The following is a 12,616-nucleotide window of genomic DNA, read 5'->3' on the forward strand; positions in this document are numbered from 1 at the left end:
TCGGCGTTCGCGCTGACGCTCCTGCCAATCCAGGACGGCACGGCCCTCCCTGCGTCGGCGGCACTCTGGTGGTGCCGCTCGACGTTTGCCGATCGTTGCTGCGCTCAGGCCACGGGACTGCGTAACCCGACTGGCTGATCTCAGGCGACCTTCTTGTCGAAGAACTGCTCGTTTTCCGTCGAACCGTGCAGCGCGGTCGTCGATGCTTCGCGCTCGACCGTCTGCGTGACCGCGTCGAAGTAGCCGGTGCCGACTTCGCGCTGATGCTTGACCGCGGTGAAGCCTTTTTCGGCCGCCGCGAACTCCGCCTGCTGCATTTCGACGAACGCGGTCATCTGGTTGCGCGCATAGCCGTACGCGAGATTGAACATCGAGTAGTTCAGCGCGTGGAAGCCGGCCAGCGTGATGAACTGGAACTTGTAGCCCATCGCGCCGAGTTCGCGCTGGAACTTCGCGATCGTCGCGTCGTCGAGGTTCTTCTTCCAGTTGAACGACGGCGAGCAGTTGTACGACAGCAGTTGGTCCGGGTACTCCTTGTGGATCGCGTCGGCGAATTTCCTGGCGAACTCGAGGTCCGGCTTGCCGGTTTCGCACCAGATCATGTCTGCGTACGGCGCATAGGCGAGGCCGCGCGAGATTGCCTGCTCGAGACCGGGCTTCGTGCGATAGAAGCCTTCGACGGTACGCTCGCCGGTCAGGAACGGGCGGTCGTTGTCGTCGATGTCCGAGGTCACGAGGTCGGCGGCTTCCGCGTCGGTGCGGGCGAGCAGCACGGTCGGCACGCCCGACACGTCGGCGGCCAGACGCGCGGCTGTCAGCTTCGCGACGGCTTCGCGGGTCGGCACGAGCACCTTGCCACCCATGTGACCGCACTTCTTGACCGATGCGAGCTGGTCTTCGAAGTGCACGCCGGACGCGCCCGCTTCGATCATCGCCTTCATCAGTTCGAACGCGTTCAGCACGCCGCCGAAACCGGCTTCCGCGTCGGCCACGATCGGCGCGAAGTAATCGACGTAGCCTTCATCGCCCGGGTTCTTGCCTTCCGACCACTGGATCTGGTCGGCGCGCGTCAGCGTGTTGTTGATGCGCTTGACGACGAGGGGCACCGAGTTGGCCGGATACAGCGACTGGTCCGGGTACATTTCACCGGCGACGTTGGCATCGCCCGCGACCTGCCAGCCCGACAGATAGATTGCCTTCAGACCAGCCTTCACCTGCTGCATCGCCTGGTTGCCGGTCAGCGCGCCGAGTGAGTTGACGAACGGCTCGTTGTTGACGGCGGCCCACAGCTTTTCCGCGCCGCGCTTCGCGAGCGTGTGCTCAGCTTGCACCGAGCCGCGCAGACGCACCACGTCTTCGGCCGAGTAGGTGCGCTTGACCCCTTTCCAACGCGGGTCCGCTTCCCATTGCTGCTTGAGTTGCTGCACTTGCTGTTCGCGGGTCATGGTCATGATGTGCTCCTTCGATGCCAGTTATGGAGGATGGGTGACTCTGTCTTCTCGAAGCGTCGGGCCCGGAGAGGCGTTCTGTTTCGTGAAGTCTTATATAAGAGTCTAGGCAAATCGAAGGACGCGCAATAGACGCCGCAAAGCGTTTTTCCAATATTTATTTTTATATAAAATCAATGACTTGATGCCTGCGTTTCGCGATAAGAAACGATATTTTCCCTGTTGCAATAGTCCTTCTTGTGCCTTGCAGCATGATTTTTTACGACGCAAAAAAATTTTTTACATCGTGAAATTTGGGGCGGGCAGTCGATAGACGAAAAAAAACCGGCGCCCGAGCGCCGGTTTTCTTCAGTGTCACGGACGGCGCGAAGCCATCCGGTCGGTCAGGTGGGTCGCTATTAGCTGCCGCGACGTGCCGAACGGGGACCGTCGTTGCGGCGCGCGCCGTAGCCGTCGCGCGAGCCACCGCCGAAGCCTTCGCGCGAACCGCCGTGGCTTTCGCGCGAGCCGAAGCCTTCGCGCGAACCGCCGGCCGACTTGTTACCCCAGCCGCCGCCGTTGCCGTTGCCATTGCCGTTACCGTTGCGCGAGCCGCCGTAGCCGCCCGGCTTGCCCGAGCCGCTGCCGAAGCGACGGCCGTTACCACCGCCAGGACGGCCGCGGCCGCCGAAGCCAGGACGGCCGTTGCCCGAGGGCGCCGCCTTGCGCGGCTCGAAGCCTTCGACGACGTTGACCGGCAGCGGCGTGCGCACGAAGCGCTCGATGCGCTTCAACGCGCCCTGTTCGGCGTGATGCACGAGGCTCACGGCGATACCCGAGCGGCCCGCACGGCCGGTACGGCCGATGCGGTGCACGTAGTCTTCGGCGAACTTCGGCAGGTCGTAGTTGAACACGTGCGTGATGCCCGGGATGTCGATACCGCGAGCGGCGACGTCGGTCGCAACCAGCACGCGCACGCGGCGCTCGCGCAGTGCGCGGATCGTGCGGTTACGCGCGCCTTGCGGCAGGTCGCCGTGCAGCGCGGCCGATTCGAAGCCGGCGTCGGCCAGACGGCCCGCCAGCTGGTCGGCGTCCATCTTGGTGGCCGTGAAGACGATGGCCTGGTCGAGGCCGTCGTCACGCAGCAGATGGTCGAGCAGACGGTCCTTGTGATCGCGGTCGTCGACGTAGTGGACGGTTTGCGCGATGTTGGTGCGCTGTTCCATGCGCTGGACGATCTCGATCCGCTCCGGGTCCTTCAACAGACGGCCGGTCAGCGAGCCGATCTTGCCGTCGAGCGTGGCGGAGAACAGCATGGTCTGACGCGTAGCCGGCGTTTCGGCGACGATCGTGTCGATGTCGTCGATGAAGCCCATGTCGAGCATGCGGTCGGCTTCGTCGAGCACGAGGATCTGCAGTTGCGACAGATCGATGCGGCCGCGCTCGAGGTGGTCGATCAGACGGCCCGGCGTCGCGACGAGGATTTCAGGGTTCTTCGCGAGCAGCATCAGCTGCTGGCCATAAGCGACGCCGCCGAGAATGCTGACGGTGCGCAGGCGCTTCAGGTGCTTGCCGTACGTTGCGGCGGCGGTCGTGACCTGCATCGCCAGTTCGCGGGTCGGGGTCAGCACCAGCATGGTAGGACGCGCGACCGGCTGCGGACGGCGGCCGCGGCCACCGTCGGCCGGGCGCGGTTCGCGCGGCTGGCTCGCCTGCGTCTTTTGCAGCTGCGAGAAACGCTCGATGGCGGGCAGCATGAACGCGGCGGTCTTGCCCGAGCCGGTCGGGCTCGAAACCAGCAGATCGCGGCCGGCGATACCTGCTGGCACCGCGCGTTGCTGCACCGGCGTCGGGTGCTCGTAGCCGGCGGCGATCAGCGCGGAGACGACGTCCGCGGACAGGCCGAGCGACGCGAAGGTCGGCTTGGCGTCAGCCTGCGCGGCGGCTTCGGGAGCGGCGGGCGTAACGCCGAGTGCTTCGTCGGCGATGGCGTTCAACGGGCTGCTGGGGGTGTTGCTCAAAGTCATGTGAATCCTTGAAAACGATCCTGGGTGGTTCATCGGATGAAAACGTCAACGCCAATCGGCATACCCAAGTCGTCGGATTCAGCGAGCAAAACAGCAGCGAGCAAATCGAAAAACGGGGGCAACTCGCGACAATGAAGGCGAGTTTTTCGTTAGAAGCTGTATCGGATGCGACGTGCCAACATGGCGAGTCGCCAGCCTGGGACTTGAGCCCGGAGCGGGCTAGGCAGAAGGGGACAGGTTCTAAACTGGATTGGAGCAAACGCTATGGACGCTGCGCCGCGAGGACCGCTGGAAAAGACGGGCAAAGCAGTGAAGCGCAGGCGGCAGTATAGCGACATTTGCTGCACTGCGCCACCATTCAGGCAATTCCGACAGAAGAAAGTGCCGGACTGAAGTAGGCGAGTGAGGGCGGCGGTCGGAGCTTCGTGTCCGAAATCGCCGCGAGGCGGTCGCAGCATTGCCAGACGGCCATTTCGGCAGATGATTGGCGCACCGGAAGCTCAGGCCGCGGTGCCGCTCTTCAGCGATTCGACGAGTTCGACGTATTGCTGCTTCGCGGCGTTCTGCGCGGTGCCCTTGAGCGCCGTCCACGCATCGTACTTGTATTTGCCGACTATGTCGGTGAAGCCCGGCTTGTCGCCGTGCACGTCGCCTTCGCTCGCCTGCTTGAAGAGCGCATAGAGACGCAGCAGCGTCAGGTTGCCCGGACGCTCGGGCAGTTGCTTGACGTGTTGCTGGGCTTGCTCGAACTGGGAATTGATGTCGGTCATGGTCGTTTGGCCCGCGTGGCGGGATAGATGAGATCGGCCGAAAATCATAGCAATTGCCCGCCGCCCCGGGACCGAGGGCTTATTCCAAACGATGACGGCCGCGAAGCCGGGCAGCGCGGCCGCGCAAACCACGATTCAGGCGCACCGCGCCGATTACAATACGGTCCATGACTCAAACAGTGCTCCTTGCCCTCGATACATCGACCGAGTTCTGCTCGGCGGCGCTCGTGTCCGCGTCCGTCGATGCCGTCGGTCAGCCCAGCGCCGAACCGCGCGTCTGGGTTCGTCACGAACAAACCGGCGCGGTGTCCAGTACCCGCCTGCTGCCGGCTATCCGCGAACTGTTCGACGAAGCCGGCCTCACGCTGGCGGATTGCGACGCGATCGCGTTCGGCTCGGGTCCGGGTTCGTTCACCGGACTGCGTACGGCGACCGGCGTCGCCCAAGGCCTCGCGTTCGGCCTGAACCTGCCGGTCGTACCGATCGGCACGCTGCTCGCGTGCGCGGAGAGCGCCCGCCTGCGCGATCCGTCGACGACGCGCGTGCTCGCCGCGCTCGACGCGCGCATGGACGAAATCTACTGGGCCGACTACGCGTGGGACGATACGCAGCACGAATGGCGCACGGTGCAGACCGCGTCGCTCGATGCACCCGAGCGGCTCGTACTGCCCGACGTGCCGTTCACACTCGCCGGCAACGCGGCCGCCGCGTTCGGCGCGCGGTTGCCGGCGGTCGCGGCCGCGCGGAGCGTCGATGGCCAAGCGTTGCCGCATGCGTTGCCGCTCGCGTACGCGGCGCTGCGCGCGTTTCATGCGGGCCGCACGGTGCGCGCCGATCAGGCCGCACCCGAGTACGTGCGCGACAAGGTCGCGCAGACGACCGCAGAGCGCATGGCCGACAAAGCGGCGAAATCAGCCAAAGCGGCTCATAGCGCCGAGCAGTCCGCGCAGCACGCGCCCGATGGCGGCTCCGGCCAACCGTCCCACGACGAGGCGCGCCCATGAGCGGCGTGCTGCTCACGGACCGCTACATGTCGCCGATGACCGAAAGCGACCTGGACGAAGTCGCCGCGATCGAGAAACTTGCGTATGAGTTTCCGTGGAGCCGCGGCAACTTCGGCGACTCGCTGCGCAATGGCTATTTCGGCGTCTGTCTGCGTCACGTGACGGGGACGTTGATCGGCTACTGCGTGCTGATGCCGGTCGTCGATGAAATGCATCTGCTGAATCTGTGCGTCACGCCGCAAGCACAAGGCGCCGGCGCAGGCCTCGCGCTGCTGCGCGAGGCGGTGCGCATCACGCACGCGGAGAGGCTCGAGGGGCTGCTGCTCGAAGTGCGGCCGTCGAATCGTCGGGCGATCCGGTTGTACGAGCGCTTCGGCTTCGCGTCGATCGGCCGGCGCAAAAATTATTATCCGGCGCGGCATCGCGGCCGGGAGGACGCGATCGTGATGCGTCTGTCGTTAGCCACGGAGGGCGAAGATGGCGCTGCATGAATCGGTGCTCGAAGAATTCGGACTCGCGCCGTTGTGGGTGCGCCGCGGACTCGCGGCGCGAGAGGAGGCCGGGCAGAGTGATGCGCTGCAATCGCCACGGGAACACGCAGACGGCGTGCGTCGCGCGGAGCCTGCGACGCAGACCTCGCGCGAACCGCTGCGCGCGTCCGCCGAGGTGCAGCCGCCGCAAGTGCAGCGCGAATCCACGCCGCGCTTCGACGAAACTGCAGCGCGGCGCGAAACATCAGAATCGCAAACTGACTTTTCAGCCTCGCCGACTTTCGACGCCCCTCCCGAGCACGACTTCGCGTGGTTCGACGATCCGACCGCATCGGCCCCCGCGCCCGCCGAAGCGCGCCGCGACGCGCCCGCGCTGCCGTCTATCCACACACTCGACTGGGACGCGCTCGCCGAGCGCGTCGCCGGATGCGAGGCGTGCCGGCTGTGCGAGAAGCGCACGAACACGGTGTTCGGCGTCGGCGATCGCGAGGCCGACTGGATGCTGATCGGCGAAGCGCCCGGCGAGAACGAGGACCGTCAAGGCGAACCGTTCGTTGGCCAGGCCGGCAAGCTGCTCGACAACATGCTGCACTCGCTCGCGCTCGCGCGCGGCACCAACGTGTATATCGCGAACGTGATCAAGTGCCGGCCGCCTGGCAATCGCAATCCGCAGCCGGACGAAGTCGCGCGTTGTGAACCTTATCTACAGCGTCAGGTGTCGCTCGTGAAGCCGAAGCTGATCGTCGCGCTCGGCCGTTTCGCCGCGCAAAGTCTGCTCAGGACCGACGCGAGCATTTCGTCGTTGCGCGGCCGCGTGCATACGTACGAGGGCGTGCCGGTGATCGTCACCTATCACCCGGCCTATCTGCTGCGTAGCCTGCCCGACAAGGCCAAGGCCTGGGCGGATCTGTGCCTCGCGCGTGCCACGTGGCTCGCGAACGGCGGCGTGCCGTCGAACGAATCAAAGTGACGATGCCCGAGGGACCGGCGGCGCGCATGCCCGCCGCGTTTGTCAGCCGCGCGGCGCTTCTCGATACCTTGCTGGGTTTGCGTGGCGATGCTTCAGTCGATGCGCTGCGCGATCCCGCTGTCCGCGATCTCGCGTGGCTGCTGCTCAGTCCCGATCTGTTGCGCCCTCAGCTTCCCACAGGCGCGCTCGCCGATCCTTTCGGCACACCGCAGGAATTGCAGGCCACGCTCGACTGGCTGCGCGCGCTCGACGCCGCGCCGGCACTTCTGCGTCAGGATCTCGCGGCAACGCGTATCACGCGCCTTGGCCGCTACGCCGAACGCCTGCTGGGCTTTTTCCTTCGTCATGGACCGGCGACGCAACTAATCGCGGCGGGTGTGCCGCTACGACATGCGGGCCTCACGCTCGGTGAATGCGATTTCCTCGTGCGCACGCGCCAGGGCGCGCGACTGCATTGGGAACTCGCGGTGAAGTGCTATCTGCATGCGGGCGATGCGAATGGGGCAGAGGCGGCGCGTCTCGCCGATTATGTCGGCCCCAGTCTGAAAGACCGCCTCGATCTGAAGCTCGCGCATTTGCTCGATCATCAGTTGCCGCTCAGCGCACGCGAGGAATTTGCCTCGACGGGCTATGCGGGCGCGTGGACGCCGCAGATGTTCGTCAAAGGCTGGCTGTTTTACCGGCATGGCGAGATGCCCACCGATCCTGCCGGACTCGATCCCGCGCACGGTCGCGGCTGGTGGGTCACGCATCGCGACTGGCCGGCTTTCGCGTGCGCGCATGCGCACAGGTGGCGGGTGTTGCCGCGGCTCGAATGGCTCGCGCCGCAATATCGAACGCAAGCCGGTGCGGACGACACGTGGTACGTCGACGCAAACACGCTCGCCGCGCAGATCTCATCGCCACAGGGCCCGACGATGGTCGCCGGATTCATCGAAGACAACACGGGGCGTGTACTTGAACGCTCGCGCGGCTTTATCGTGCCCGACGACTGGCCCGAGCACGCGCGGCGTTACGCGAAGCAATGACGTCGCTCACCACCACCGATGAAAGTGATGCACCGGCCCCACGCCGTGGCCGACGTCGAGCCGCTCGCTCGCCTGCAACGCACCCGTCAGATAAACCTTCGCATCGGCGACGGCGCTAGCGAGATCGTCGCATTGCGCAATCAAGGCCGCGATCGCCGACGACAACGTGCAGCCCGTCCCGTGCGTGTTCTTCACCGGCACGCGCGGACCGCCGAGACGCAGCGTGCCGCTTTCCTGCACGAGCCAGTCGGGGCTATCGGTCGCGCTCAGATGGCCGCCCTTCATCAGCACCGCGCGCGCGCCGAGCGCGCGCAACGCTTCGCCTTGCTCGACCATGCCGGCTTCGTCGGCGGCGGGTTGCATGCCCAGCAATGCGGCCGCTTCCGGCAGATTCGGCGTCAGCAGATCGGCGAGCGGCAGCAGTTCGTCGCGTACCACCGCGACCGCATCGGGTAGTAATAGCGCGTGATTGCTCTTCGAGATCATCACCGTGTCGAGCACGATGTGTTTGGGCTGATGACGGCGCAGCGCGTCGGCGACCGCACGCGCGATCGGCGCATTCGCGAGCATGCCGATCTTCACCGCGTCGATGCGGATGTCGTCGAACACCGCGTCGAGCTGCGCGGTGACGAAGCCCGGGTCCGGCGCGTGAATCGCGCTCACGCCGCGCGTGTTCTGCGCGGTCAGCGCGGTGATCACGCTCGCGCCATAGGCGCCGAGCGCGGAGAAGGTCTTCAGATCGGCCTGGATGCCGGCGCCGCCGCCGGAGTCGGAACCGGCGATCGTCAGCACATTGGGAATCGATTGAGTCATGGTCGAGCGAGGAAGAAGGGGGGCGCGCTCGTGTGTGCCGCGGCCGGCCCGGCGCAGCCGATCAGTGCTTGGCTTCGCCGATCAGCGCGACCGAATCGAAGGCGCGCTGGTTCGCCTGATGGCGTCGCATCACGAGCCACATCATCAGGCAGACGAAGGTGCCGAACAGCACGATCACGACGGTGACCGGCACGTCGAGCCACACGAGCACCGCGTACAGGCACAGCATCACGAGCACGGAGAGATTCTCGTTGAAGTTCTGCACGGCGATCGAATGGCCCGCCGACAGCAGCACGTGCCCGCGATGCTGCAGCAGCGCATTCATCGGCACGACGAAAAAGCCCGACAGGCCGCCCACGAACATCAGGAAGATATACGCGAAAATCAGATAGCCCGACACGTGCATGCGGCCAAAATACACGCCCCAATGCGGGGGAAACAGATCGCGCGTGTAGAACGCCATCAGCATCACGGAGATACCCATCATGATGCCGACCGGCAAGACCGACAGCGACTTCTTCAACGGCACACGCGAAGCCGCGAAAATCGCGCCGAACGCGACGCCGACCGCGACCACCGCCTGCAAGATCGCCGCCTCGGACAGCGACATGCCCAGCGACACTTCGGCCCACTTCAGCACGATGAATTGCAGCGTCGCGCCCGCACCCCAGAACAGCGTCGTCACGGCGAGCGAAATCTGTCCGAGCTTGTCACGCCACAGCACGAGAAAGCAGTCGGCGAAATCGGTGATCAGGCGGATCGGCCCGTGCTCCTGTCGCGGATAGCGCGCGCCGGTGTCGGGAATGCGCAGATTGAACAGCGCGGCGATCACGTAAATGGCCATGATCACGACCATCGCGGCTTCCGCGGGCGTGTTCACGGTGGGAACGTGCCATTTGAGAATCGGCGCGGCGATATGCGGGCTGATCAGCGCGCCGCCGAGCACCGTGCCGAGAATGATCGAGCCGACCGTGGTGCCTTCGATCCAGCCGTTCGCGGCAACGAGCCGGTCAGGCGGCAACAGTTCGGTGAGAATGCCGTATTTGGCGGGCGAGTAGGCCGCCGCGCCGAAGCCGACGATGCCGTACGCAAGCAGCGGATGCGCGCCGACCAGCATCGTTATGCAACCAACCACCTTGATCGTATTGGTGATGAACATCACGCGTCCTTTCGGACGGGAGTCGGCGAAGGCGCCCACGAAGGCGGCAAGAACGACGTACGACAGCACAAAAAACAGCTTGAGCAGCGGCGTCATCCAGTTCGGAGCGTGAAGATCTTTCAGCAGTGCGATAGCAGCGATCAGAAGCGCATTGTCGGCCAGCGACGAAAAAAACTGCGCGGCCATGATGGTGTAAAAACCTTTTTTCATCTGATGCGATGCTGTCCTCGCTGCGGTCTGTCCGCCCCGGCCGTTTGTCATGTGTCCGGGCTTATGCCGATCGAAATGGGTTGTGCGCACGGCTTTATATCATGAAAATAGCTGGATTCGGACTAGCAGAATCCTTGATCGCACCGCCCAGCGGGCCGCCGAGCGCTGAAAACGCCCTGTAAGCCGCTGATTCGCAAGTGTCTTTACGAAAAAATCCCATGCCGCGCCCCCTTTCCGCCACGATTCATACCGCTGCTCTCGCCAATAACCTCGCTGTCGCGCGGCGCTATGCGCCGAAATCGAAAATCTGGGCCGTCGTCAAGGCTAATGCCTACGGGCATGGCCTCGCGCGCGTGTTTCCCGGTTTGCGCGCTACGGACGGCTTTGGGCTGCTGGACCTCGAAGAAGCGGTGAAGTTGCGTGAATTGGGCTGGGCGGGCCCAATTCTTCTGCTGGAAGGCTTTTTTCGGCCGACCGACATCGACGTAATCGACCGCTACAGTTTGACCACGGCGCTGCATTCGGACGAGCAGCTGCGCATGCTCGAAATGGCGCGTCTGTCGAAACCCGTCAATATTCAGTTGAAGATGAACACCGGCATGAACCGGCTCGGCTACACGGTCGAAAAATTCCGTGCCGCGTGGGAACGTGCGCGCGCCTGTCAGGGCGTCGGCCAGATCACGTTGATGACGCATTTTTCCGATGCCGATGCCGAGCGCGGCATCGCGCATCAGATGGAGGCGTTCGAGCGTGGCGCGCAGGGCATCGCCGGTGCGCGCAGTCTGTCGAATTCGGCCGCGACGCTGTGGCATCCGGAAGCGCATTTCGACTGGGTGCGTCCGGGCATCATCCTGTACGGCGCGTCGCCGTCCGGCGTGACGGCCGCGATCGACGGCACGGGCCTGCAGCCCGCGATGACGCTTGCGTCGGAACTGATCGCCGTGCAGACGCTCGGCGAAGGCAGCTCGGTCGGCTATGGGTCGAGGTTCACTGCGCGCGCTCCGATGCGCATCGGCGTGGTCGCGTGCGGTTACGCGGACGGCTATCCGCGCGTCGCGCCGGAAGGCACGCCGGTGATCGTCGATGGCGTGCGCACACGGGTCGTTGGACGTGTGTCGATGGACATGCTGACCGTCGACCTGACCCCGGTGCCGACCGCCAACGTCGGCTCGCGCGTGGAATTGTGGGGCACCGCGCTGCCCATCGACGACGTCGCGCAGGCCTGCGGCACGATCGGCTACGAGCTGATGTGCGCGGTCGCGCCGCGTGTGCCGGTTCGGGCGGAGTAACGCGTGGCGAAAGCGAAGACGTTGTACATCTGCGGGGAATGCGGCGGACAGTCGCCGAAGTGGTCCGGTCAATGCCCGTCCTGCCAGACGTGGAACACGCTCGTCGAATCGGTCGCGGAGGCGCCGTCCGGTCACCGTTTCCAGTCGCTCGCGAAGAGCACGCCGGTACGGCGCCTCGCCGACATCGACGCGTCGGACGTGCCGCGCTTTTCCACCGGCGTCAGCGAATTCGACCGCGTGCTCGGCGGCGGCCTCGTGCCGGGCGGCGTGGTGCTGATCGGCGGCGATCCGGGCATCGGTAAATCGACGCTGTTGTTGCAATCGCTCGCGGAAATCGCGGCGGACAAACGCGCGCTCTATATCAGCGGCGAAGAATCTGGCGCGCAGATCGCGTTGCGCGCGCAACGGCTGGCGTTGCTCGAACCCGGCTCGAAGGCAAGCGAGCTGCAATTGCTCGCGGAAATCCAGCTCGAAAAAATTCAGGCGACGATCACGGAGCAACGGCCTGAAGTCGCCGTGATCGATTCGATCCAGACCGTCTATTCGGATGCTTTGACATCGGCGCCGGGCTCGGTCGCGCAGGTGCGCGAGTGCGCGGCGCAACTCACGCGCATCGCCAAGCAGTCGGGCACGGCGATCATCATGGTCGGGCACGTGACGAAAGAGGGCGCGCTCGCGGGACCGCGCGTGCTCGAACATATCGTCGATACGGTGCTGTATTTCGAGGGGGATACGCACTCGTCGTACCGTCTCGTGCGCGCGATCAAGAACCGTTTCGGCGCGGTCAACGAACTCGGCGTGTTCGCGATGACCGAGCGTGGTTTGCGCGGCGTCGCGAATCCGTCGGCATTGTTTTTATCGCAGCACGAGCAGTCGGTGCCGGGCTCATGTGTGCTCGTCACGCAGGAAGGCACGCGGCCGTTGCTCGTCGAAGTGCAGGCGCTCGTCGATGCGGCCAACGCGCCAAATCCGCGACGCCTTGCGGTCGGCCTCGAACAGAACCGGCTCGCGATGCTGCTCGCGGTGCTGCATCGGCACGCGGGCATCGCCTGTTTCGATCAGGACGTGTTCCTGAACGCGGTGGGCGGGGTGAAGATCTCCGAGCCCGCCGCCGACCTCTCGGTATTGCTCGCGATCCATTCGTCGATGCGCAACAAGCCGCTGCCGAAGGGGCTCGTCGTATTCGGCGAAGTGGGCCTCGCCGGCGAAATCCGGCCGTCGCCGCGCGGTCAGGAGCGCCTGAAGGAAGCAGCCAAGCTCGGCTTCTCGGTGGCGGTGATTCCGAAGGCCAATGCGCCGAAACAGCCAATCGAAGGCTTACAGGTCGTTGCGGTCGAACGGATCGAACAGGCCATCGACCGCGTCCGCACGCTCGAATAGACGGGGGCCGGGACGGCTCGCCAGTACTTTGTACGCTTGCGGTCCCGT

12 protein-coding genes are annotated in these 12,616 nt (G+C 65.1%); 7 read left to right on the top strand and 5 right to left on the bottom strand.

From position 1 onward, the window contains the following. Window positions 1-140: 140 nt before the first annotated feature. A complete protein-coding gene (gene aceA / locus HDG33_RS03500) occupies window positions 141-1,445 on the bottom strand; it encodes an isocitrate lyase (RefSeq protein WP_184022835.1) in 1,305 nt (434 codons plus the stop codon). Between the two features lie 401 nt (window positions 1,446-1,846). Beyond that, window positions 1,847-3,454 (bottom strand): DEAD/DEAH box helicase, encoded by a 1,608-nt coding sequence (locus HDG33_RS03505; RefSeq protein WP_184022611.1) that lies wholly within the window; start codon window positions 3,452-3,454, stop codon window positions 1,847-1,849. Window positions 3,455-3,462: 8 nt separating this feature from the next. Here HDG33_RS03505 and HDG33_RS03510 point away from each other — a divergent pair, with 8 nt between their 5' ends. After that, window positions 3,463-3,786: a hypothetical protein gene (locus tag HDG33_RS03510; protein WP_184022612.1), complete on the top strand. Its 324-nt coding sequence runs from the start codon at window positions 3,463-3,465 to the stop codon at window positions 3,784-3,786. A gap of 168 nt (window positions 3,787-3,954) precedes the next feature. On the opposite strand, the gene HDG33_RS03515 is transcribed toward HDG33_RS03510, so the two are convergent. After that, a complete protein-coding gene (locus HDG33_RS03515; protein WP_184022613.1) occupies window positions 3,955-4,224 on the bottom strand; it encodes an acyl-CoA-binding protein in 270 nt (89 codons plus the stop codon). A 167-nt stretch (window positions 4,225-4,391) separates the two neighbouring features. Between HDG33_RS03515 and tsaB the strand changes: the two genes are divergently transcribed. The 4 genes from tsaB to HDG33_RS03535 are packed head-to-tail and all read left to right on the top strand — an operon-like array spanning window position 4,392 to window position 7,717. After that, the gene (tsaB, locus tag HDG33_RS03520; RefSeq protein ID WP_184022614.1) at window positions 4,392-5,228 is read left to right on the top strand and encodes a tRNA (adenosine(37)-N6)-threonylcarbamoyltransferase complex dimerization subunit type 1 TsaB; all 837 of its coding nucleotides are present in this window, start codon (window positions 4,392-4,394) and stop codon (window positions 5,226-5,228) included. Continuing rightward, complete coding sequence (gene rimI / locus HDG33_RS03525; RefSeq protein WP_184022615.1) at window positions 5,225-5,719, top strand: ribosomal protein S18-alanine N-acetyltransferase; 495 nt, start codon at window positions 5,225-5,227, stop codon at window positions 5,717-5,719. Before tsaB ends, rimI begins: the two co-directional genes overlap by 4 nt. Next, window positions 5,706-6,689: a uracil-DNA glycosylase family protein gene (locus HDG33_RS03530; protein WP_184022616.1), complete on the top strand. Its 984-nt coding sequence runs from the start codon at window positions 5,706-5,708 to the stop codon at window positions 6,687-6,689. The genes rimI and HDG33_RS03530 overlap by 14 nt, the downstream gene beginning before the upstream one ends. Beyond that, the gene (locus HDG33_RS03535) at window positions 6,686-7,717 is read left to right on the top strand and encodes a DUF1853 family protein (RefSeq protein ID WP_409258955.1); all 1,032 of its coding nucleotides are present in this window, start codon (window positions 6,686-6,688) and stop codon (window positions 7,715-7,717) included. The genes HDG33_RS03530 and HDG33_RS03535 overlap by 4 nt, the downstream gene beginning before the upstream one ends. A 6-nt stretch (window positions 7,718-7,723) precedes the next feature. On the opposite strand, the gene thiD is transcribed toward HDG33_RS03535, so the two are convergent. Both thiD and lplT read right to left on the bottom strand, forming a co-directional pair. Further along, on the bottom strand, window positions 7,724-8,530 hold the full coding sequence (gene thiD, locus HDG33_RS03540) for a bifunctional hydroxymethylpyrimidine kinase/phosphomethylpyrimidine kinase (RefSeq protein ID WP_184022617.1): 807 nt from the start codon (window positions 8,528-8,530) through the stop codon (window positions 7,724-7,726). Between the two features lie 61 nt (window positions 8,531-8,591). Further along, entirely contained in the window at window positions 8,592-9,899 is a 1,308-nt protein-coding gene (gene lplT / locus HDG33_RS03545) for a lysophospholipid transporter LplT (protein WP_184022618.1), read from the bottom strand. Between the two features lie 218 nt (window positions 9,900-10,117). Here lplT and alr point away from each other — a divergent pair, with 218 nt between their 5' ends. Then, the gene (gene alr, locus HDG33_RS03550) at window positions 10,118-11,188 is read left to right on the top strand and encodes an alanine racemase (protein ID WP_184022619.1); all 1,071 of its coding nucleotides are present in this window, start codon (window positions 10,118-10,120) and stop codon (window positions 11,186-11,188) included. Between the two features lie 3 nt (window positions 11,189-11,191). Further along, window positions 11,192-12,568 (top strand): DNA repair protein RadA, encoded by a 1,377-nt coding sequence (gene radA / locus HDG33_RS03555; RefSeq protein ID WP_184022620.1) that lies wholly within the window; start codon window positions 11,192-11,194, stop codon window positions 12,566-12,568. Window positions 12,569-12,616 lie beyond the last annotated feature (48 nt).

It is taken from the genome of Paraburkholderia sp. Cpub6 (assembly GCF_014201065.1).
Classification (GTDB): domain Bacteria; phylum Pseudomonadota; class Gammaproteobacteria; order Burkholderiales; family Burkholderiaceae; genus Paraburkholderia; species Paraburkholderia tuberum.

Bases quoted from the DNA above. Each gene is read 5' to 3' on its own strand.
- aceA (WP_184022835.1), bottom strand. From the start codon at position 1,445: ATGACCCGCGAACAGCAAGTGCAGCAACTCAAGCAGCAATGGGAAGCG.
- HDG33_RS03505 (WP_184022611.1), bottom strand. From the start codon at position 3,454: ATGACTTTGAGCAACACCCCCAGCAGCCCGTTGAACGCCATCGCCGAC.
- HDG33_RS03515 (WP_184022613.1), bottom strand. From the start codon at position 4,224: ATGACCGACATCAATTCCCAGTTCGAGCAAGCCCAGCAACACGTCAAG.
- tsaB (WP_184022614.1), top strand. From the start codon at position 4,392: ATGACTCAAACAGTGCTCCTTGCCCTCGATACATCGACCGAGTTCTGC.
- rimI (WP_184022615.1), top strand. From the start codon at position 5,225: ATGAGCGGCGTGCTGCTCACGGACCGCTACATGTCGCCGATGACCGAA.
- HDG33_RS03530 (WP_184022616.1), top strand. From the start codon at position 5,706: ATGGCGCTGCATGAATCGGTGCTCGAAGAATTCGGACTCGCGCCGTTG.
- thiD (WP_184022617.1), bottom strand. From the start codon at position 8,530: ATGACTCAATCGATTCCCAATGTGCTGACGATCGCCGGTTCCGACTCC.
- lplT (WP_184022618.1), bottom strand. From the start codon at position 9,899: ATGAAAAAAGGTTTTTACACCATCATGGCCGCGCAGTTTTTTTCGTCG.
- alr (WP_184022619.1), top strand. From the start codon at position 10,118: ATGCCGCGCCCCCTTTCCGCCACGATTCATACCGCTGCTCTCGCCAAT.